This is a genomic window from Bradyrhizobium australafricanum (assembly GCF_020329495.1).
Lineage (GTDB): Bacteria > Pseudomonadota > Alphaproteobacteria > Rhizobiales > Xanthobacteraceae > Bradyrhizobium > Bradyrhizobium australafricanum.
In genome coordinates, this window is the sequence record NZ_JAGKJL010000001.1 from 157,770 (window position 1) to 179,142 (window position 21,373).

Consider the following 21,373-nt stretch of genomic DNA (forward strand, 5'->3'; position numbering starts at 1 on the left):
GGACCAAGCGTCTCCAATAGAAGGGGCGCGGTCCAGCGGACGGTGCGCGGGACCAGCAATTCCTGACATTGGAGGAGGACCCAAGGTGGGCGTCATCATGATCAAATGCCCGCGGACGGGACGTGCGATCAGTACCGGCATGAAATCCGACCGCGAGACGTTCCGGTGCAGCACCGTGTTCTTTTCGCGCAGCTATTGCACGAGCTGTCGGACCAATCACGAATGGTTCGCCGGGGACGCGTGGGTCCACGATCCCGAGCAGGAATTGCGCAAGGCGTCCTGACATCCGCGTCTGCGTTGCAACCGCGTTCAATGGCTTCGTGATCGCTCAGCACCCGCGCCGCGCGTGTGTGCATGAACCTTGTCGCCATTGGTCCACGGTCCGGCGTGCGAACGCCGAGGTCCATGTGGCGGCGCGCCGTGACCGGACGACCTCAACCCTTCCGCGGATACGATGCGGTCGATCCTGCCGCGCATGATCTCGTAGCACTCGCAGGCCGCGGTTTCGAGCCGCGGCCTGTCGACCTCGATCGAGCTCCGCCGGTTGGAGCGGATTGCGCCCGAGGCGCGAAGCTTGTGCACGACGTGGGTCACGGTCGTTCGTCGCACGCCCAGCAATTCCGACAGCGTCTCCTGCGTCAGCGGCAGCGTGTCGTCGCCGATCTGATCGTGAACCTGCAACAGCCACCGGGCCAGGCGGGCCTCCACGGAATGGAGCGCATTGCACGCCGCGATATGCTGGAACTGGACCAGCAACGACCGCATATGGAGCTGCACCGCACTGGCGAGCCCGTGACTGTGCGCGAGCGCGGCGTGAAATCGTGCCGGCGAAATCTGCCACGTCGTGCCCGCGACGCGAACCACCGCAGTCATCGGCGAGCGTATTGACCTGAGTGTCGACAGGATGCCGGCGGCGCCCTCGTTGCCGATCATTGTCGTCGCAACGGCCTGTCCGTTCGGCATGTCCATGACGAACGCGATCAATGCCGTGCAGGGAAAATAGATTTGTTCGACGAGGTCACCCGACCGCACCAGCACGGCGTCGCGTTCGAGCGACACCTTGCGGAGATGAGGCGCAAGCAAATCAAAGTCGGCGGGCGGCAAGGCCGCCAGAAGGCGATTACCTATGCTCGACCTGCGTTCCATCACGGAAGAGCTCCGCAAGACGGAGGCGCGGCTCGCTGCAAAATCCTGCCGTGGCGCCAGGCCGAAACACGCAACGAACAGACCGCGCCGGGAAGATAGAATACGCCGTAACGGAAAGAGTTCCAATGGATTCAGGTCAGCTCGGGACGCGCTCGCGTACCGGGCAGCGCTCCGGCCGGGCCCTATGAGGGATCTGGATTGCCTTCGCGGAGGCTTCGGCGAACGCTTCGTCGCTACGCCCCTCGCAACAACGGCTGTTGCTGCCCGCGGAATCCCGTCGCCAGCACGTAGCGCTCCGACGAATCCTGCCGGCTGGCGGACGGCTTGACGTGGCGGACGGTGGCGAAATCGCGCTTCAGCTGCGCCACCAGCTCGGCGTCGGCGCCGCTCTGGAACACTTTTGCCAGGAACGTGCCGCCGGGATTGAGCACCTCGCCGGCGAAATGCGCGGCGGTCTCGACCAGGCCGATGATGCGCAGCTGATCGGTCTTGCGATGGCCGGTGGTGTTGGCGGCCATGTCGGACATCACGATGTCGGCGCGGCCGCCCATCATCGCGATCAGTTTTTCCGGCGCGTCGTGGTCGAGGAAGTCGAGCTGCGCGAAGGTGACGCCGGGAATCTCGCCCATCTCCAGCAGATCGATCGCGACCACCTTGCCCTTGCCGTCGACAGCACCGGTCCGCTTGGCCGCAATCTGGCTCCAGCCGCCGGGCGCCGCGCCGAGGTCGACCACGGTCATGCCCGGCTTGAGCAGACGGTATTTGTCGTCGATCTCGAGCAGCTTGAAAGCTGCGCGGGAGCGGTAGCCCATCGCCTTGGCCTTGGCGACATAGGGATCGTTGAGCTGGCGCTCGAGCCAGAGTTTTGACGAAAGCTTGCGCTTGCCGCCGCTCTTGACCGTGACGTGCAGCCGCCCGGTGGTGTCTTTCGCCATACTGCTTCTCTACTCCCTCGCCCCGCTCTTGCGGGGAGAGGGTTGGGGTGAGGGACTGTTTCCGCAATGAAGATGAGAGATGCGCTCGTGGAGAGTGCCCCTCACCCGGATTGCATTGACATGCAATCCGGCCTCTCCCCGCAAGCGGGGCGAGGCAAGAAACGCTCTAGCACGCCCGCAGCGCGCCGTCCTCGCGCATCATCTCGACCAGCATGCCCTCGCGCAGGCCGCGATCGGCGACGCGGAGCCGCGGCATCGGGAACGCATTGCGGATCGCATCGAGGATCGCACAGCCGGCGAGCACCAGATCGGCGCGCTCGACGCTGATGCAGTTGTTGTTGACGCGCGCCTCATAGCTCATGCCGAGCAGCCTCTGGATCGTCGCGGTGACGTCGCAATCGTTCATCCAGATGCCGTCGATGCGGCGGCGGTCGTAGCGCGACAGGTTGAGGAACACGCCGGCAAGCGTGGTCACGGTGCCGGAGGTGCCGAGCATGTGCATGTCGCGCAGATCCCTGCCATGCTCGGCCGCGAACGGCGCAACGTGCCGCGCGACCTCATCGATCATTCGCGCATACATATCCCTGGTGACATTCTTGCCGCCGAAATGTTCGGCCAGCGTGACGACGCCGAGCGGGATCGACATCCACGCCTTGATGCGTGGCGCCGCGTCGGGCGCGTTGGGGTCGCGCTCGATCCGCACCAGTTCGGTCGAGCCGCCGCCGATATCGAACAGGATGGCGCCCCGCCCCTTCGGATCGAGCAGCGGCGAGCAGCCGACCACCGCGAGCGTCGCCTCGGTCTCACGATCGATCACCTCGAGCTTGATGCCGGTCTCGGCCGCCACCCGCGCGCGAAAGCTCTCGGCATTGCCGGCGGCGCGACAGGCCTCGGTGGCGATCAGGCGGAGCCGGCGCGCCTTGCGATAGCGGATCTTGTCGCTGCAGATGGCCAGTGCGGCAATCGCCCGCTCAATCGCGGCCTCGCTGATCGAGCCCGTGGCGGCGATGCCCTCGCCGAGCCTGATGATCCGCGAGAATGAATCGACCACGCGGAACCCGTCGCCGGCGGGACAGGCGATCAACAGCCGGCAATTGTTGGTGCCAAGGTCCAGCGCGGCGTAGACGCCACTTTCCGCCGCTGCCGCAACCAACCCTGGCGGGGCTTCGCTGGCCGGGGGGCCGTCGCAAAGCCGCACATGGTCGTTCATCAAAACTGTCTTTCCGCGGGACCAAAAGGCCCGCCGAATAATTATCGTTCACGGAAACTTTAGCAGCGTCAAAGCCCTACGCAAACTCCGTTCACATTGGGTCCATGCCCAATCGGGCGTTGTCGTTAAGGGGGGTGTGCGTTATCTCCTCAGCGCCCCCAAACTCCAGCAAATCCGGGCATTTCAGGTCATTTTCGATGCAAGATCACACGCCGCCTGCCTCCCTCGAAAACGCTATCGCACTGCAAAAATACGGTGTCGGACAGCCTGTTCGACGAAAGGAGGACGACACCCTGGTGCGCGGCAAGGGCAAATACACCGACGATTTCTCGCTGCCCGGCCAGGCCTATTGCTGGATGGTTCGCTCCTCGCATGCCCATGGAATCATCAAGGGCATCGATAAGGCGGCCGCCAGGGCGATGCCGGGCGTGCTCGGGGTCTGGACCGGCGCCGACCTTGCCGCCGCCGGCTACAACCCCTTCACCTGCGGCCTGCCGCTGAAGAACCGTGACGGCTCGCCACTCAAGCAGACCAACCGTCCCGCGCTGGTGACCGACAAGGTGCGCTTCGTCGGCGATCCCGTCGCCTTCGTGGTGGCGGAGACCGCGGCGCAGGCGCGCGATGCCGCCGAGGCCGTCGCGGTCGATATCGAGCCGCTGCCCGCGGTGACCGACGCGGCTGAAGCCGCCAGGCCCGGCGCACCGCAGCTCTATGACGACATCCCCGATAACGTCGCGCTCGACTATCACTATGGCGACACCGCCAAGATCGAGGCGGCGTTCGCCGGCGCGGCGCACGTCACCAAGCTCGACATCGTCAACACCCGCGTCGCCGTGGTCTCGATGGAGCCGCGCGTCGCCCTCGCGCATTACGACAAGAAAACCGAACGCTTCACGCTGCAGGTGCCGACCCAGGGCGTCTCCGGCAACAAGGCGATCCTGGCGCGCCTGCTCAACGTGCCCGCCGACAAGGTCCGCATCCTCACCGGCAATGTCGGCGGCTCGTTCGGGATGAAGAATCTCAACTATCCCGAATACACCTGCATCGCGCATGCGGCGCGTGAGCTCGGCCGCCCGGTGAAGTGGCTGGATGAGCGCTCGACCAGCTTCCTCTCCGACAGCCAGGGCCGTGCGCAGCTGATCCATGCCGAGCTCGCGCTCGATGCCGACGGCAAGTTCCTCGCGGTGCGGCTGTCCGGCTACGGCAATCTCGGCGCCTACATCACCGGCGTCGCGCCGGGCCCGCTGTCGCTCAACACCGGCAAGAACCTCGCCAGCGTCTATCGCACGCCGCTGCTCGGCGTCGACATCAAGACGGTCCTGACCAACACCACGCTGATGGGCGCCTATCGCGGCGCCGGCCGGCCCGAGGCCAATTACTACATGGAGCGGCTGATCGATGCCGCCGCCGACGAGATGGGCATCAACCGCTTCACGCTGCGCAAGCGCAACTTCATCAAGCCGTCGCAGCTGCCCTTCCCGGCCGCCTCCGGCGTCACCTATGACAGCGGCGATTTCGCCGGCGTGTTCCAGAAGGCGCTCGAGATCTCCGACTACGACAACTTCGCCAAGCGCAAGAAGGAAAGCAAGAAGAGCGGCAAGCTGCGCGGCATCGCCGTCGGCTCCTATCTCGAGGTCACCGCGCCGCCGAGTGGCGAGCTCGGCAAGATCAGCTTCGAGCCCGACGGCTCGGTGAAGCTCACCACCGGCACGCTGGATTACGGCCAGGGCCACGCCACGCCGTTCGCGCAGGTGCTGTCCGACCAGCTCGGGGTGCCCTTCGAGAAGATCACCCTCGAACAGGGCGACAGCGATCTGGTCCGGTTCGGCAACGGCACCGGCGGCTCGCGCTCGATCACCGCGACCGGCCAGGCGATCGTCGAGGCTTCCGCGCTGGTGGTCGAGAAGGGCAAGAAGGCCGCCGCGCATATGCTGGAGGCCTCCGAGGCCGACATCGAATTCGGCGCCGGCCGCTTCACCATCGCCGGCACCGACCGCTCGATCGGTATCATGGAGCTCGCCGAGCGGATGCGCGCCGGCAAGATGCCCGAGGGCACGCCGGAGACGCTCGACGTCGATCACGCCACCAAGGAGACGGCGTCGACCTTCCCGAACGGCTGCCACGTCGCCGAGGTCGAGATCGATCCCGACACCGGCGTGACGCGGATCGTGCGCTACTCGGCGGTCAACGATTTCGGCGTCGTGGTCAATCCGATGATCGTCGCGGGCCAGCTGCACGGCGGCGTCGCGCAGGGCATCGGCCAGGCGCTGATGGAGGAAGTCAGCTACGACGCCTCAGGCCAGCCGATCACCGGCTCGTTCATGGACTACGCGCTGCCGCGTGCCGGCGACGTGCCGTCGATGCTGGTCGGCGATCATCCCTCGCCGGCGAAATCCAACCCGCTCGGCACCAAGGGCTGCGGCGAAGCCGGCTGCGCCGGCAGCCTCGTCTGCATCGTCAACGCCGTGGTCGACGCGCTCTCCGAGTACGGCATCAAGCACATCAACATGCCGCTGACGCCCGAACGCGTCTGGCGCGCGATCCAGGATGCCAAGGCGAGCGCGGCGTGAGGGCTCTCCTGCTCCCTCGCCCCGCTCTTGCGGGGAGAGGGCTGGGGTGAGGGGCTCCATCCGGCGAGCAAGGTCGTTGTAACTGGAATTGTGCCTTGCCCCTCACCCGGATCGCATCTGCGATGCGATCCGACCTCTCCCCGTGAAGAACGGGGAGAGGTGGAAAGTTACGCCGCGGCCTGCTCGCGCGGCTGGGTGATCGCGATGTGCCAGCAATGCGCGAGCGGCACGCCATTGCCGAGCACCAGCGCGTCGAGCTCGACGAAGCGGTGGCCCTTCTTGTCGTAATTGCCGGTCACCTTGGCGCGCGCGGTCAGCTCGTCGCCGATCTTGCCCGCCGACAGCAGCTGCATACGGGTGCCGACATGGATCCAGGGCCCGAGGATCACATTGTCGACCAGCACCTTGTTCATCACTCGCGGCAGCAGGCCGGGATGGCCGAGACCTTCGCGCAAGTAGATCGGGTCGGTCTCCCTGATATCGGCGAGATACTCCTTCGCGGCATCGCCCGACCAGTCGCGCGGGATGGTGCCGAGCCACTTGCCCTCTTCATAGGACGACGCGCTGACCGGCTTGCGCTCGGCGACAGCTGCGATCTGCTTGTAGTCGTCGAGCACGAATTTCGGCGCCGACGGCGGCAGCGACGCGGTGCCGGTGGCGCAGAGCTCGCCGCGGCTGTGGAGTTCGATCGTGAGCCCATTGCCGGTCTCCTGGCCGGTCAATTCCGCGATCTCGCCGTCATAGACCGGTTTCACGAAGCGCGCCTCGATCAGGCCGCGCGCGAGGAAATCGCGGCCCCATTTCTCGACCGGCAGATGCATCATGTAGGCCATCACGTCGACGCCGGGCACGAGCCCGCCGGAAAAGCCGAACTTTCGGGCCACCGTGTCGTCGTGGATCTTGTTCTCCGACAGTTTCGAGGTGTTGTACGCCGAGACGCGGTAGGTCAGTGAAGGCGTCTTCGAATCCATGGTGTTTCCCCTTATTTCCGTTGTTTTTCTCAGGCAATCGTAGTCGAACCGGGCAGCGTGACAAGCCTCTCGTTTTGCTCGCTATTTTCCGCCCGATGGAGTACACGCAGGCCGCGCCTGCCAACCCTGGAATCGATGACTGAAACCGCAGCTCCCACCCGCATCTATGTCGACGCCGACGCCTGCCCGGTGAAGGACGAGATCTATCGCGTCGCGATCCGGCACGGCGTGTCCGTCAGCGTGGTCGCCGGCAATTTCATCCGCGTGCCGCAGGATCCGCTGATCGAGCGCATCGCCGCCGGTTCCGGCATGGATGCCGCCGACGACTGGATCGCGGAACGCGCGCATGAAGGCGACGTCGTGATCACGGCGGACATCCCGCTGGCGAGCCGCTGCGTCAAGGCCGGCGCCGATGTGATCGCGCCGAACGGCAAGCCGTTCACCGAACAGTCGATCGGCATGACGCTGGCGGTGCGCAATCTGATGACCGATCTGCGCTCGTCCGGCGAGATCACCGGCGGGCCGAAATCATATTCGCCGCGCGACCGCTCGACCTTCCTGTCGACGCTCGACCAGACCATCCGCCGTATCCAGCGCCGTCGCGCCGAGCACGCGCAGGCGAGCCAGCAGGGTTAGCGCGATGGCTCCGCCTCTCATCCAGCTCAAGGACATCAGCCTGACCTTCGGCGGCACGCCGCTGCTGACGGGCGTCGAGCTCTCGGTCTCCGCCGGCGAGCGTGTCTGCCTGATCGGCCGCAACGGTTCCGGCAAGTCGACGTTGCTGCGGATCGCGGCCGGCCTGGTCGAGCCTGACGCCGGCAGCCGCTTCGTGCAGCCCGGCGCCACCATCCGCTATCTGCCGCAGGAGCCGGATTTCGGCGAGCACAAGACGACGCTCGCCTATGTCGAGGCCGGCCTCGGCCCCGGCGACGACCATTACCAGGCGCGCTATCTGCTTGAGCAACTCGGCCTCAGCGGCGAGGAAGATCCCGCGCATGTCTCCGGCGGCGAGGCGCGCCGCGCGGCGCTGGCGCGTGTGCTGGCGCCCTCGCCCGATATCCTGCTGCTGGACGAGCCGACCAACCATCTCGACCTGCCGACCATCGAATGGCTCGAGGGCGAATTGGAAAGCCGGCGCTGCGCGCTGGTGCTGATCAGCCACGACCGCCGCTTCCTCACCAATCTGTCGCGCACCACGGCCTGGCTCGACCGCGGCCAGATCCGGCAGATCGAGCGCGGCTTCGGCGCCTTCGAGGCGTGGCGCGACGAGGTGCTGGCGGAGGAAGAGCGCGAGCAGCACAAGCTCGACCGCAAGATCGTCAACGAGGAGCATTGGCTGCGCTACGGCGTCTCCGGCCGCCGCAAGCGCAACGTCAAGCGGCTCGGCAATCTCTTTGCGCTGCGCGACCAGCGCCGCAACTATCGCGGCGCCACCGGCAATGCCACGCTCGCCGCCGCCGAAGCCGAGAAGTCCGGCCGCCTGGTGATCGAGGCCAAGAACATCGCGAAGGCGTTCGGCGAGCGCAAGATCGTCGACGGCTTCTCGACCCGGATCCAGCGCGGCGACCGGCTCGGTATCGTCGGCCCGAACGGCGCCGGCAAGACCACATTGGTGCATCTGTTGATCGGCAACGATCCGCCCGACTCCGGTTCGGTGCGACTCGGGGCCAATATCGAGATGGCAACCCTCGACCAGCACCGCGAGAGCCTCGACCCGAAGCTGACGCTGGCCGAGGCGCTGACCGGCGGCCGCGGCGATCACGTCATGGTCGGCGACAAGTCGAAGCACGTCATCGGCTACATGAAGGACTTCCTGTTCGCGCAGGAGCAGCGCGGCACGCCGCTGGAAGCGCTCTCCGGCGGCGAGCGCGGCCGCCTGATGCTGGCGCGCGCGCTGGCCAAGCCGTCCAACCTCTTGATCCTGGACGAGCCGACCAACGACCTCGATCTCGAAACCCTCGACGTGCTCGAGGACATGCTCGGCGATTACGAGGGCACGGTGATCCTGATCAGCCACGACCGCGACTTCCTCGACCGCGTCGTGACGTCGGTGATCGTGCCCGAAGGCCAGGGACGCTGGATCGAATATGCCGGCGGCTATTCCGACATGCTGGCGCAGCGCGGCGCCGACGTGAAGCGCGAGACGGTGAAGGCGGAAGCCGCGACCGAAGAGAAGAAGGAAGCCAGGGCCGCGGCGCCCGAAGCAGCACCGAGGCGCCGGCTGAGCTTCAACGAGAAGCACGCGCTGGAAACCTTGCCGAAGACGATCGACAAGCTGCACAACGAGATCGCCAAGCAGCAGAAGCTGCTCGACGATCCCGATCTCTATACGAAGGATCGCAAGAAATTCGACGCCGCCTCGGCCGCGATCGCAAAGGCGCAGGAGGAGCTCGCCGCCGCCGAGGACCGCTGGCTCGAGTTAGAGGTGCTGCGTGAAGAGATCGAGCAAGCGTGAACACAATGATTCTTGCCGTCATTGCGAGGAGCGGAGCGACGAAGCAATCCATGCAACCGCAGATGCGGGCAGATGGATTGCCTCGCTCCGCTCGCAATGACAGAAACTCTGCAATGGAGCCGCCCCGATGACCACGCCCCTCGCCGCCAAGATCGCCAAGGAATACGGCACGCCCTGCGCCGTGATCGACATGGACCGGGTCGAGCGCAACATCGCGCGCATCCAGAAGGCCTGCGATGAGGCCGGCGTCGCCAACCGCCCGCACATCAAGACACACAAGAACCCGATGCTGGCGCAGCTGCAGATCAAGGCCGGCGCCAAAGGCATTACCTGCCAGAAGCTCGGCGAGGCCGAGATCATGGCGGACGCCGGCATCGACAACATCCTGATCAGCTACAATCTGCTCGGCGACGAGAAGATGGCACGGCTCGGCGCGCTGCAAGGCAAGGCCAACGTCACCGTCGCCGCCGACAATTCCGTCGTCGTCGGCGACCTGCCGAAGGCCGCCGCCGCCTCCGGCCGCCCGCTCTCGGTCGTGGTCGAATGCGACACCGGCCGCAAGCGCGCCGGCGTCGAGACGCCGGCCGAGGCGATCGCGCTGGCGCGCGAGATCGCAGCCTCCAAAGGCCTCAGCTTCGCGGGCTTCATGCTGTATCCGACCGAGACCGGCTGGGCCGATGCGCAGAAATTCTATGACGAGGCGCTGGCCGGCGTGCGCGCCCATGGCCTCGACGCGACCATCGTCTCCACCGGCGGCACGCCGAACCTGAAGAATCTCGGCAAGCTGAAGGGCGGCACCGAGCATCGCTTCGGTACCTACATCTACAACGACCGCATGCAGGTCGCGGCCGGCGTCGCGACCTGGGACGATTGCGCGCTGCATATTTATTCCACCGTGGTCAGCCGCGCCGGCCCCGAGCGCGGCATCCTCGATGCCGGCTCCAAGACGCTGACCTCGGATACCGGCGGCCTCGAAGGCCACGGCCTGATTCTCGAACATCCGGAGGCCAGGATCGCGCGCTTCGCCGAGGAGCACGGCTTCCTCGATCTGTCTCGCAGCAACACGCGGCCCAATGTCGGCGACGTGGTGCGAATCGTGCCCAATCACGTCTGCGTCGTCGTCAACATGATGGACGAGGTCGTGATGGTGCGCGGTGACGAGATCATCGGTGCGCTGCCGGTGACGGCGCGGGGCAAGCTGCGGTAGCCGCATACACAGACCTTGTAGGATGGGTAGAGCGTAGCGAAACCCATCATGTCACTGCGGATCGAAGTTGATGGGTTTCGCTTCGCTCTACCCATCCTACGAACTCCGCATTTACTCCCGCATCAGCGCCTGCAGCTCGCGGTCCAGCGCCGCGCGAAACACCTCGATCGGCCGCGCCAGGCGGCCGGCCGGCGGGCGATGCACGATCCAGGCGCGGACTGCGGGATTGAAATCCGCGATCTTCACGGCCTTGAGCCGGCTACGGATCGGGCTTCGTTTCAGCGCCACCGGCGTCACGAGGCCGATGCCGAGCCCGCGCGCCACCAGCGACAGCCGCAGCTCGCTGTCGAGCGCCTCGACCGCGATGTTGAACGGCAGATGCGCCGCATCGAATTGACGCTTCAGCGTCTGGCGAAAGCCGCAGCCGTCCTGGTTGATCACCCATCCGGTCCGCGACAGCCATTCGAGATCGACCGACTTCGGCGTCTTCATGTCGCGCGCGACGACGAACACCACCGGCTGCGCGCCGAGATCGTCGGCCACGAGATCGTCGGGCGGCGCGGTGCCGTCAGGCAAACAGATTGCAGCGGCATCGAGCTCGTTGCGGCTGACCCGCTCCATGTGGTTGGGCGACCAGCCGGAGACGACGCGCACCGCCAGCGCCGGAAATTCGCCGCGCACCGCATCGAGCGGTCCGGTCAGCCCGGCCTCCGACAAAAACGGTGTCAGGCCGAGCCTGAACTCGCCGCGCACCACGCCGTCATTGGCGACGCCTGACTTGAGGTCGTCGAGCATGCGCAGCAGCCGGCGGCCCTGCTCATAGGCTTCGATTCCCGCCGCCGTCGGCTTCAGCGGCTTCGATAGCCGGTCGAGCAGCTGCGCGCCGAGCATCTCCTCGAGATTCTGGATCCGCCGCGTCACGCCGGGCTGGGTCAGGTTCAGCCGCGCCGAGGCCGCGACGATCCGGTCTCGACCACGGCGACGAACGCCACGAGGTCATGGGTGTTCATAATAATCTCGCATATTCTTCATCATCTTATTTGAATTGTAGCATATTATCCCGATCCCCTAAAGGGGGCCTCGCCACTCCATCGCGAGGTCCCATGACCATCTCCGAAGCCACCAAACTCTCCCCGGCGCGCACCGTCGCCGTGCGTCCGCTGATCTGGATCGGCGCCATCACGACCGGCACCGTCGTCACCAATCTCTTTGCGCCGCAGATCCTCGTCGGTCTGATGGGCCGCTCGCTCGGCATGACCGCGCTAGAGGCCGGCCTGATCTCGACGTTGACCCTGCTCGGCTACGCGCTCGGGCTGCTGCTGCTGGTACCGCTGGTCGACCTCGTCGAGAACAAGCGGCTGATCTTGCGGACGCTGGCCTGCGCTATCGTCGCGGCGATCGGCACCGCGATGGCGCCGACGCCGCTGATCCTGCTGGCCGCCACCTTCATCCTCGGCGCGTCGTGCGCCGCGATCCAGATGGTGGTGCCGCTGGTTGCGTCGATGGTGCCGCCGGAGCGCCGGGGACAGGCGATCGGCGATGTGATGAGCGGCCTGATGATCGGCATCCTGCTGTCGCGGCCGATGGCGAGCCTGATCGCGGACAGCTGGAACTGGCGCGGCTACTATGTCACCTCGGCCGTGCTGATGACGGTGCTCGCCGCAGCACTGGCGCGCACCCTGCCGACGCTACAGCCGGCGGCGAAGGTCAGCTACGGCGCGCTGCTGCGTTCGTTCCCGACACTGCTGCGCGAGGAGCCGGTGCTGCGCGTCCGGTCCTGGACCGCGGCGCTGGTGATGGCCTCGTTCACCGCGTTCTGGGCCGCCGTGGCGCTACGCCTGCCAGACGCGCCGTTCAAGCTCGACGCCAGGGGCATCGCACTGTTCGCACTGATCGGCGTTGCCGGCGCCGTCGCGACGCCGCTGGCCGGCCGCTGGGGCGACCGTGGCCTGGCACGGCCGATGCTGATCGGCTCGCACCTGCTGATATCCGCATCGCTCGCGCTGTGCGCTTGGGCCGGCGTACTGGAGTCGCGGATTGCAGCACTCGTCGCGCTGAGCCTCGGCACCATCCTGCTCGATCTCGGCATCACCACCGACCAGACGCTCGGCCGCCGCGCCGTCAACCTGCTGCGCGCCGAGGCGCGCGGCCGGATCAACGGCCTGTTCGTGGCGCTGTTCTTCATCGGCGGCGCCGTCGGCGCGGCAGCGGCATCCGCGGCGTGGAGCTTTGGTGGCTGGACCGCGGTGTGCGCAGTGGCCGCGACGTTCGGTGTGCTCGGATTCATCACCGACCTCGCCACGAAGACCGGCTCGGAATGAGCCTATCCCGTAGGATGGGTAGAGCCAACGGGTCCGCGCAAAGCGCGGCCCGATGATAAACTCCGCGAAACCCATCATGCTTCCGCGCGGAAAAAAGTTGATGGGTTTCGCTTCGCTCTACCCATCCTACAGAGCTACGATTTCTGCACGAACCATCGTAACACGCCCTTCCCAGCGGCGACGCCGGTTGCAAACGACGCCTGCAACAGATAGCCGCCGGTCGGCGCTTCCCAATCGAGCATCTCACCGGCCACGAAGACGCCGGGCAGCCGCCGCAGCATGAACTGCGCGTCGAGCTCGTCGAACCTGATGCCGCCGGCGCTCGAGATCGCGCGAGCGATCGGTGCCACGCCTGACACCTTGATCGGCACCGCATTGATCAGCTCGGCCAATTCGGCCGGCGGCAACGCGGCCAGCGAACGGCCGGCGGCGACGGTCGCCTCCTGCAACAGCCCGATGCCGACCGGCGAGAGTTGCGCGGCCTTGCGCAGGAAATTGGAAAGGGATTGCTTGCCCTTCGGCGCCGACAGACGCGCGACCAGTTCGTCGCGCGCGGCATCGGGCCGCAACGCCACCGTCAGTGTCGCCGTTCCCTTCGCGAGCACCGCCTCGCGCAATTCCGCCGACAGCGCATAGATGGCGCCGCCCTCGATGCCGGCGCGGGTGACGATCGCCTCGCCGCGCACCGTATGCGGACCAATCGTGAGCGCGACGCCCTTGAGCGGCTGGCCCTCGAACCGGTCGCGGAAGATATTCGACCAGGCAACCGTGAAGCCGGAATTGGCTGGCTTGATCGGCGCCATGGCAACGCCCTTTGCGGCGAGGATCTCCGCCCAGGCGCCGTCCGAGCCGAGCCGCGGCCAGCTCGCGCCGCCGAGTGCCAGCACGGTCGCATCGGCCTTGACTGTGCGCTGGCCGTCCGGCGTCTCGAACAGCAATCCCCCGCGCGCGTCCCATCCGATCCAGCGATGCCGGAATGCGAACGCAACGCCGGCGGCATCGAGCCGCCGCAGCCAGGCACGCAGCAGGGGCGACGCCTTGAACGCCTCAGGGAATACGCGGCCGCTGCTGCCGACGAATGTCGGCTGCCCCAGCGCCTCGCTCCAGACGCGCAGTGCTTCAGGCGGAAAAGCCTCGACCGCAGCCTTCAGATGCGGCATCGCCTCGCGATAGCGCGCAAGGAAATCCGGCAACGGTTCAGAGTGGGTAAGATTGAGCCCGCCACGGCCGGCCATCAGGAACTTGCGGCCGGCCGACGGCATCGCATCGTAGACCGTAACCTGTGCGCCACCTTGCGCGAGCACCTCCGCCGCCATCAGGCCGGCAGGTCCGGCTCCAACGACGGCGATGTGTTTATTGGGCGATGACGACATCGCGTCGGTCACGTCCGGCGTCCGCTTGAACCAACGTCATTCCGGGGCGATGCGAAGCATCGAGCCCGGAATCTCGAGATTCCGGGTCTGGTGCTTCGCACCATCCCGGAATGACGACTGAAATCAGTTACAACTTGATCCCGGCCCGCGCGGCGGCCTGGGCGACATACTTCTGCGTCTGCTCGAAGGCGCCCTGCAGCGCCTTTGCGGTCGACATGTCGCTGATCGCATTGAAGTGCGCGGCGACGCCGTCCGGCGTCCATTCGGACTGCGGCAGGTTGACGCCTTCGGTCTCCAGCACGCGGATCACGGCAAACGAGCCGGCGCCGGCGCCCATGATGGTGCGGGTCGGTGCGTCCTCCGAGAGCAGGAATTCGACCGCGGGCGTGATCGCTTCCGGCTTCATCAGCGCCAGCGCCTGCGGCGGCAGCAGTTCCTCGGTCATGCGGGTCGCAGCAGTCGGCGAGATGGTGTTGACCTTGATGTTGTTCTTGCGGCCCTCTTCGGCGAGCACGTTCATCAGGCCGACCATGCCGGCCTTCGCCGCGCCGTAATTGGCCTGGCCGAAATTGCCGAACAGGCCGGACGACGAGGTCGTCAGCACGATGCGGCCGTAATTGCGCTCGCGCATGCCGGCCCACACCGCCTTGCAGCAGTAGAAGGTGCCGGTGAGATGCACGTCGAGCACCTTGGCCCAGTCGGCGACCTCGAGCTTGGTGAACGACTTGTCGCGCAGGATGCCGGCATTGGCGCACAACAGATCGACGCTGCCCCACTCCTTGGTGGCGCGCTCGACCATCGCGGTGACCTGCTCGAAGTTCGAGACGTCGGCGCCGTCGGCCATCGCGGTGCCGCCGGCTTTCCGGATCTCCTCGACCACGGTCTCGGCCGGCGACAGCGACCCACCGGTGCCGTCGCGCGCGCCGCCGAAATCGTTGACCACGACCTTGGCGCCGCGGCTGGCGAGCCCCAGCGCATGCGCCCGTCCGAGACCATTGCCCGCGCCGGTGACGATAGCGACGCGTCCGTCAAACCTGATTGCCATGCTTGTCATTCCTGCTCTGACTTCCCTTCTCCCCTTGTGGGAGAAGGTGGCGCGCGCCAGCGCGCCGGATGAGGGGTTCTCTCCACGGATGAGCACGCGGAGAGAGACCCCTCACCCGGCTTCATCTCGCTCCGCTCGATTTCGCCACCCTCTCCCACAGGGGGAGAGGGTTAGTGCCCGAGCGGCATGAAAAGGTTGGAGACTTTTGAGCAGCGATGGATGGCCGGGTCAAGCCCGGCCGGGGCAGCCAAGGACGGCCAGCGAGCGCGCTAGACCGAAGGGGTCATCGACCCGCAGGGTTTCAGGCTTTTGAGCAGATGTCCGCTCCAGCACTCGTGATGCTCTTGAGCGTAGCTAATCGCACCGATCACAATCAAAGCGACTACGACAATTCCGGCGACGATGTTTTGCACCATGGCTGCCACTCCCGGGACCGCACCGCCTAAAGCGGGCATCATGGACACCAGGGAACACAGCCGTCAATGCGCCACATGGGCCAGAGCAGAGCATCGCCAAAAAAATCAGATTCGGGTGGCTCGCTGCACCGCCCCCGCTTGCGGGAGAGGTGCACAACCCTTCGCGGTTGCAACACAACCGCGTCTTGCGATCCTCAGCTGAAATAGATCAGGCCGAGCCAGTCGGCGACCAGCGCGGGCTTTTCCTCGCCTTCGATCTCGACCGTGACGTTGGTGCGCGACAACAACTCTTTGGGCTTGCGCAGCGTGGCTTCGGCCAGCACGAAGCGGCCGCGGACGCGCTTGCCCGAGCGCACCGGCGAGATGAAGCGCAGCTTGTCGAAGCCGTAATTGACGCCCATCGCGGTGCCCTCGAGCACCGGCATCACCTCGTAGGACATGATCGACATCAGCGACATCGTCAGGAAGCCATGCGCGATCGTGGTGCCGAAGGCGGTCTCCTTCCTGGCGCGCTCGGGATCGACGTGAATGAACTGGTGATCCTCGATCACGTCGGCATAGGTGTCGATGCGGCCCTGATCGAGCAGGTGCCACGAGGACACGCCGATCTCCTTGCCGACCATGCCCTGGTAGGTTTCCAGCGACACCGGCGGCTTCTTCCAGACTTCGTTCATTGGCTAACCTCTGCTAACCGGAGGTCCGCACCTTCTGCAGCTCCGGAAATTCTTCCTCGCGGAACTCGACCCCGCGCAACGCGTCGCTTCTGACATCGTCGTGTTCGAGCCGGCGCAACTGCACGCGACGGATTTTTCCAGAAATCGTCTTCGGCAGTTCGGTGACCAGCTCGAGCTTGCGGATGCGTTTAAACGGTGCGAGCCGCGTGTGCAAATGTTTGAAGATCGACAGCGCGGTCTCCGGCGTTCGTTCGACGCCTGATACCAGCAGCACATAGGCCTTCGGGACCGCCAGCCGGATCGGGTCCGGGCTCGGCACCACGGCAGCTTCGGCCACCGCGTCGTGCTCGAGCAGCACGCTCTCCAGCTCGAACGGTGAGATGCGGTAGTCGGAGGATTTGAACACGTCGTCGGTGCGGCCGACGAAGGTCAGATAACCCTCGTCATCGGTGAACACGACGTCGCCGCTGCGATAGATCTCGCCGTCGGTGCCGATCAGCTTGCCGTCGTCGCCCTGATAGCCCTGCATCAGGCCCGCCGGCCGATCGGCGCCGAGCAGCAAGGTCACCTCGCCCTCCTTCGCGGCGTGGCCGTCATTGTCGGTGACCTGCACGCGATAGCCCGGCAGCGGCCGGCCCATCGAGCCGACCTTCACCTTCTGTCCCGGCGAGTTGCCGGCCAGCGCGGTGGTTTCGGTCTGGCCGTAGCCGTCGCGGATGGTCAGCCCCCAGGCCGATTTGACCTGGTCGATGATCTCGGGATTGAGCGGCTCGCCGGCGCCGCACACCTCGCGCAGCGAGACCTTGAAGCTTGCGAGCTCTTCCTGGATGAATAACCGCCACACCGTGGGCGGCGCGCACAGCGTGGTGACGCCGCAGCGGCCGATGATCGAGAGCAGTCCCTTCGCCTCGAAGCGTGGCTGATTCGCAATAAAGATCGTCGCGCCCGCGTTCCACGGCGCGAAGAGGCAGCTCCAGGCATGCTTGGCCCAGCCGGGCGAGGAGATGTTGAGATGGATGTCGCCGGGCTGCAAACCGATCCAGTACATGGTCGAGAGATGGCCGACCGGGTAGCTGCGCTGGCTGTGCCGCACCAGCTTCGGCTTTGCCGTGGTGCCCGAGGTGAAATAGAGCAGCATCGGATCGTCGGCCTTGGTCGGGCCATCGGGCGCGAATGCATCGGACTGCTTGGCGGAATCCTCGAACGGCAGCCAGCCGTCCTGCGGCTGCGTCGCGCCGACCACGATACGCGCGAGCTTGTCGCTGCCGAGGCCGGCGAACTTCGCGACCTGATCCTGCGTGGCGACCACCGCCCTCGCCTTGCCGCGATCGAGCCGGTCGCGCAATTCATCCGCGGTCAAGAGCGTGGTGGCGGGGATCACGACCACGCCGAGCTTCATCGCCGCCAGCATGGTCTCCCACAGCGGCACGACATTGCCGAGCAGCAGCAACAGATGATCGCCGCGCTTCAGCCCCTGCGCGCGCAGGAAATTTGCAACCTGGTTTGAGCGGCGCGACAGCTCGGCGAAGGACAGCTTGGTCTCGTTGCCGCTGGCGGCATCGACGATCCACAGCGCCGGCCGGTCGCGGCTGTCGGCATTGTGCGCCAGTTCGGCATCAAACCAGTCGAGCGCCCAGTTGAACGGTACCGGATCGGGCCAGCGAAATCCCTTCACCGCGGCGTCATAGTCGGTGCGGTGCTTGAGCAGAAAGGCGCGAGCGTCCTGAAATGTGGTCATCTTCTTCCGAGCCCGTTGATTGGCAACCAGCGTCACCGTCAAGCGTAGCCCGGATGGAGCGGAGCGCAATCCGGGGGCGGTCGCGCTGGTCTATAGAGCAGTCCCGGATTTCGCTGCGCTCCATCCGGGCTACGCGCGGCCCGCTACTTTCCAGCGAGGCTCCGAACGTGCTGGATAATTCCGGAAAAGTCGACCCCACCGTGACCCGACGCGTCGAAGGTCTTATAGATCTCCTGCGCGTGCTTGCCGAGCGGCGTGACCGCGCCGGCCGCATTGGCGGCGTCCTGCGCCAAGGTCAGGTCCTTGACCATCAGGTTCGAAGCAAAGCCCGGCTTGTAATCGTTGTTGGCCGGCGAGGTCGGCACCGGACCGGGAACCGGGCAATAGGTGGTCAGCGACCAGCACTGCCCCGACGAGGTCGAGGCGACGTCGAACAGCGCCTGGTGCGACAGGCCGAGCTTTTCGGCGAGCACGAAAGCCTCGCCGACCGCGATCATGGAAATACCGAGGATCATGTTGTTGCAGATCTTGGCTGCCTGCCCCGCACCGCCGGCGCCGCAATGCACGATCTTCTTGCCCATGTTTGCCAACATCGGCTGGGCCGCCGCGAATGCCTTCGGCTCGCCGCCGCACATGAAGGTCAGCGTCGCGCCCTTGGCGCCGCCGGTGCCGCCGGAGACCGGCGCATCGACCGAGGCCATGCCGTGCTTGGCGGCCAGCGCATGCGCCTGCTTGGCGCTTTCGACGTCGATCGTCGAGCAGTCGATGATCAGCGTGCCCTTGGCCATCGCGGGCAGCACCTCGCTCCAGACGCCGAGCACATGCTTGCCGGCCGGCAGCATGGTGATGACGACATCGGCGCCCTTCACCGCACCGACGCCGCTCTCGGCGATCGCGGCGCCGTCGCTCCTGGCCTGATCGCGAGACGCTGCGACCAGATCGAACGCGGTCACCTTGTGGCCGGCCTTGACCAGATTGGCGGCCATCGGCCCGCCCATATTGCCGAGCCCGATGAATGCGACGTTTGCCATGGGAAGTCCTCCGCTTGCGACGTTTCTATTTGCTGTCGGGAAATTTCAATTCGTCGGCGCCGATCTCGGCGAAGTAAGGCGTGAGCATCTCCGGCGTCACCTGCTCGATCCCGGCCGGCGACCATGTCGGATTGCGATCCTTGTCGATCACGGCGGCGCGCACGCCCTCGCGGAAATCGTCGCTGGCGAACACTTCGAGCGCGGCGCGATATTCGCGCTTCAGGCACTCTTCCAGCGTCGCGGTCGCGCGCGCCAACCGCAGCAGTTTCAGCGTCACCACCATGCCGCGCGGCGACTTCTCGCCGAGCGTCTTCAGCGCGGCCTGCGCCAGGTCGGAGCCGTCGGCCGTCAGCGCGGCGACGACGTCCTCCATCCGGCCGTGCGCGAACCAGCCGTCGATTTTGGCCTGCATCGCGGCGACAGGGCCGGATTCCTCGACGGTGGCAAAGCCTCCGATCAGCCGGTCGATCTCGGCCGAACTCGTACCCGGCGCAACCTTGGTCAGCGCCTCGCGCAGCGCCGGCAGCTTTGCGCTCGGTACCACGGCGTCGGCAAACTTGGCGTAGATCGCATCGGGACCGTTCATGGTGGTGCCGGTGAGCCCGAAATAGGTGCCGATCTCACCCGGCGAGCGCGACAGCAGATAAGTGCCGCCGACATCGGGGAAGAAACCGAGGCCGACCTCGGGCATCGCGAGCTTGGTCCGCTCCGTCACCACGCGGTGGCGGCCATGCGCCGACAGCCCGACGCCGCCGCCCATCACGATGCCGTCCATGAAGGCGACATAGGGCTTTGGGAATTTCTTGATCCGCGCGTTGAGGATGTATTCGTCGCGCCACAGGATCTTGCCGAGATCGCCCTTGACCTTGGAGCTCTCCCAGAGCGCGCGGATGTCGCCGCCGGCGCACAGGCCGCGCTCGCCCGCGCCCTCCAGCACGATGACAGCGACATCGGGATCGGCCTCGAACGCATCGAGCGCCTTGTCGATGTCGTGGAACATCTCCAGCGTCACGGCATTGATCGCCTTCGGCCGGTTGAGCCGGATGATGCCGGCAGAACCTTCCTTGCGCGCGATCAGATCGCCTTCGGCTGCTGCCACATCACTCATCGCGCGCCCTCAATCAACTTGCGCGACACGATCAGCCGCATGATTTCATTGGTGCCTTCGAGGATCTGGTGCACGCGCAGATCGCGCACGATCTTCTCGACGCCGTATTCGCTGAGATAGCCGTAGCCGCCATGCAGCTGCAACGCCTGGTTGGCGACCTCGAAGCCGACATCGGTGCCGAACCGTTTTGCCATCGCGCACAGCATGGAAGCATCCGGATCCTTGCGATCGAGCGCGGCCGCCGCCCGCCACAGGAAGGTGCGCGCAGCTTCCAGCTCGGTCGCCATGTCGGCGATCTTGAATTGCAGCGCCTGGAATTCGTCGAGCCGTTTGCCGAATGCCTTGCGGTCCTTCATGTAGGCCAACGCCTTGTCGAGCGCCGCCTGCGCTCCGCCGAGCGAGCACGCCGCGATGTTGAGGCGGCCGCCGTCGAGCCCGGCCATCGCGATCTTGAAGCCGATGCCCTCCTCGCCGAGCCGGTTCGCGACCGGCACGCGCGCATTCTCGAACATCACAGCGCGGGTCGGCTGCGCATTCCAGCCCATCTTGCGCTCGTTATTGCCGAACGACACGCCCGGCGTCTTGCCGTCGACGACAAGCGTCGAGACGCCGCCGGGTCCGTCGCCGCCGGTGCGCACCATCGCCACCAACAGGTCGGTGCTGCCGGCACCGGAGATGAACTGCTTCTGGCCATTGAGAACGTAGTGATCGCCGTCGCGCACCGCGCGGGTGCGCAGCGCAGCGGCGTCGGAGCCGGCGCCCGGCTCGGTCAGGCAGTAGCTCGCGATCAGCTCCATGGTGCAGAGCTTCGGCAGCCATGTGTGGCGCTGGGTGTCGTTGCCGTAGGCATCGATCATCCAGGACGCCATGTTGTGGATCGAGATGAAGGCCGACGTGGTCGGGCACCCCGTCGCTAGCGCCTCGAAGATCAACGCGGCGTCGAACCGCGTCATCGCCGAGCCGCCGACATCGTCCCTGATATAGATGCCGCCGATGCCGAGGCCGGCCGCCTCGCGCATCACGTCGACTGGAAAGCGCTTTGTCTCATCCCATTCGAGCGCGTGCGGAGCGATCTTTTCCACCGCAAACGCCCGCGCCATGTCACGAACCGCGATCTGGTCCTCGTTGAGAGCGAACTGCATCTCGCCGCCTAGCCCTGAAGGTTACCCCACC

General features: G+C 66.1%; 18 protein-coding genes and 1 pseudogene. 6 read left to right on the plus strand and 13 right to left on the minus strand.

Going from position 1 to position 21,373, the window contains the following annotated elements:
* Nucleotides 1-85: 85 nt before the first annotated feature.
* Nucleotides 86-283, plus strand: coding sequence for a hypothetical protein (locus tag J6525_RS00815; RefSeq protein WP_225641308.1), 198 nt, complete (start codon nucleotides 86-88; stop codon nucleotides 281-283).
* Nucleotides 284-309: 26 nt separating this feature from the next.
* Here the strand turns inward: J6525_RS00815 and J6525_RS00820 are convergent, their stop codons facing one another.
* The 3 genes from J6525_RS00820 to J6525_RS00830 all read right to left on the minus strand — a co-directional run bounded on the left by J6525_RS00820 (nucleotide 310) and on the right by J6525_RS00830 (nucleotide 3,291).
* Nucleotides 310-1,146: a Crp/Fnr family transcriptional regulator gene (locus tag J6525_RS00820; protein WP_176936848.1), complete on the minus strand. Its 837-nt coding sequence runs from the start codon at nucleotides 1,144-1,146 to the stop codon at nucleotides 310-312.
* Nucleotides 1,147-1,379: 233 nt separating this feature from the next.
* Entirely contained in the window at nucleotides 1,380-2,081 is a 702-nt protein-coding gene (locus J6525_RS00825) for an RlmE family RNA methyltransferase (RefSeq protein WP_092081821.1), read from the minus strand.
* A 166-nt stretch (nucleotides 2,082-2,247) separates the two neighbouring features.
* Nucleotides 2,248-3,291 (minus strand): Ppx/GppA phosphatase family protein, encoded by a 1,044-nt coding sequence (locus tag J6525_RS00830; protein ID WP_225641310.1) that lies wholly within the window; start codon nucleotides 3,289-3,291, stop codon nucleotides 2,248-2,250.
* Between the two features lie 197 nt (nucleotides 3,292-3,488).
* Here J6525_RS00830 and J6525_RS00835 point away from each other — a divergent pair, with 197 nt between their 5' ends.
* A complete protein-coding gene (locus J6525_RS00835) occupies nucleotides 3,489-5,861 on the plus strand; it encodes a xanthine dehydrogenase family protein molybdopterin-binding subunit (RefSeq protein ID WP_225641312.1) in 2,373 nt (790 codons plus the stop codon).
* Nucleotides 5,862-6,028: 167 nt separating this feature from the next.
* Here J6525_RS00835 and J6525_RS00840 read toward each other — a convergent pair whose 3' ends face one another.
* Nucleotides 6,029-6,832, minus strand: a complete 804-nt coding sequence (locus J6525_RS00840; protein WP_225641313.1) for a hotdog family protein — start codon at nucleotides 6,830-6,832, stop codon at nucleotides 6,029-6,031.
* 135 nt (nucleotides 6,833-6,967) lie between these two features.
* Between J6525_RS00840 and J6525_RS00845 the strand changes: the two genes are divergently transcribed.
* The 3 genes from J6525_RS00845 (at nucleotide 6,968) to J6525_RS00855 (ending at nucleotide 10,494) form a co-directional block, all read left to right on the plus strand.
* Complete coding sequence (locus J6525_RS00845; protein WP_225641315.1) at nucleotides 6,968-7,468, plus strand: YaiI/YqxD family protein; 501 nt, start codon at nucleotides 6,968-6,970, stop codon at nucleotides 7,466-7,468.
* A 4-nt stretch (nucleotides 7,469-7,472) separates the two neighbouring features.
* Nucleotides 7,473-9,287 carry an ABC-F family ATP-binding cassette domain-containing protein gene (locus tag J6525_RS00850; protein WP_225641317.1) on the plus strand — a complete coding sequence of 605 codons (1,815 nt, stop codon included), beginning with the start codon at nucleotides 7,473-7,475 and terminating at the stop codon, nucleotides 9,285-9,287.
* Between the two features lie 127 nt (nucleotides 9,288-9,414).
* Nucleotides 9,415-10,494 carry a D-TA family PLP-dependent enzyme gene (locus J6525_RS00855; RefSeq protein WP_225641319.1) on the plus strand — a complete coding sequence of 360 codons (1,080 nt, stop codon included), beginning with the start codon at nucleotides 9,415-9,417 and terminating at the stop codon, nucleotides 10,492-10,494.
* A gap of 111 nt (nucleotides 10,495-10,605) precedes the next feature.
* Here the strand turns inward: J6525_RS00855 and J6525_RS00860 are convergent.
* Nucleotides 10,606-11,504 (minus strand): annotated as a pseudogene (locus J6525_RS00860) (LysR family transcriptional regulator).
* 93 nt (nucleotides 11,505-11,597) lie between these two features.
* Here J6525_RS00860 and J6525_RS00865 point away from each other — a divergent pair.
* Complete coding sequence (locus J6525_RS00865) at nucleotides 11,598-12,815, plus strand: MFS transporter (protein ID WP_225641321.1); 1,218 nt, start codon at nucleotides 11,598-11,600, stop codon at nucleotides 12,813-12,815.
* A 134-nt stretch (nucleotides 12,816-12,949) separates the two neighbouring features.
* Here the strand turns inward: J6525_RS00865 and J6525_RS00870 are convergent, their stop codons facing one another.
* The 8 genes from J6525_RS00870 to J6525_RS00905 all read right to left on the minus strand — a co-directional run bounded on the left by J6525_RS00870 (nucleotide 12,950) and on the right by J6525_RS00905 (nucleotide 21,342).
* On the minus strand, nucleotides 12,950-14,188 hold the full coding sequence (locus J6525_RS00870) for a TIGR03862 family flavoprotein (protein ID WP_225641593.1): 1,239 nt from the start codon (nucleotides 14,186-14,188) through the stop codon (nucleotides 12,950-12,952).
* Nucleotides 14,189-14,315: 127 nt separating this feature from the next.
* The gene (locus J6525_RS00875; protein WP_028344663.1) at nucleotides 14,316-15,233 is read right to left on the minus strand and encodes an SDR family NAD(P)-dependent oxidoreductase; all 918 of its coding nucleotides are present in this window, start codon (nucleotides 15,231-15,233) and stop codon (nucleotides 14,316-14,318) included.
* 269 nt (nucleotides 15,234-15,502) lie between these two features.
* A complete protein-coding gene (locus J6525_RS00880) occupies nucleotides 15,503-15,649 on the minus strand; it encodes a hypothetical protein (RefSeq protein ID WP_225159189.1) in 147 nt (48 codons plus the stop codon).
* A gap of 194 nt (nucleotides 15,650-15,843) precedes the next feature.
* Nucleotides 15,844-16,323, minus strand: coding sequence for a MaoC family dehydratase (locus J6525_RS00885; protein WP_016846543.1), 480 nt, complete (start codon nucleotides 16,321-16,323; stop codon nucleotides 15,844-15,846).
* 13 nt (nucleotides 16,324-16,336) lie between these two features.
* A complete protein-coding gene (locus J6525_RS00890) occupies nucleotides 16,337-18,061 on the minus strand; it encodes an AMP-binding protein (protein ID WP_225641323.1) in 1,725 nt (574 codons plus the stop codon).
* A gap of 143 nt (nucleotides 18,062-18,204) precedes the next feature.
* Nucleotides 18,205-19,092 (minus strand): 3-hydroxyisobutyrate dehydrogenase, encoded by an 888-nt coding sequence (mmsB, locus tag J6525_RS00895; RefSeq protein ID WP_225641325.1) that lies wholly within the window; start codon nucleotides 19,090-19,092, stop codon nucleotides 18,205-18,207.
* Between the two features lie 25 nt (nucleotides 19,093-19,117).
* Nucleotides 19,118-20,200, minus strand: coding sequence for an enoyl-CoA hydratase/isomerase family protein (locus tag J6525_RS00900; protein WP_225641327.1), 1,083 nt, complete (start codon nucleotides 20,198-20,200; stop codon nucleotides 19,118-19,120).
* The gene (locus J6525_RS00905; RefSeq protein WP_225641329.1) at nucleotides 20,197-21,342 is read right to left on the minus strand and encodes an isobutyryl-CoA dehydrogenase; all 1,146 of its coding nucleotides are present in this window, start codon (nucleotides 21,340-21,342) and stop codon (nucleotides 20,197-20,199) included. Before J6525_RS00905 ends, J6525_RS00900 begins: the two co-directional genes overlap by 4 nt.
* Between the last annotated feature and the right edge of the window lie 31 nt (nucleotides 21,343-21,373).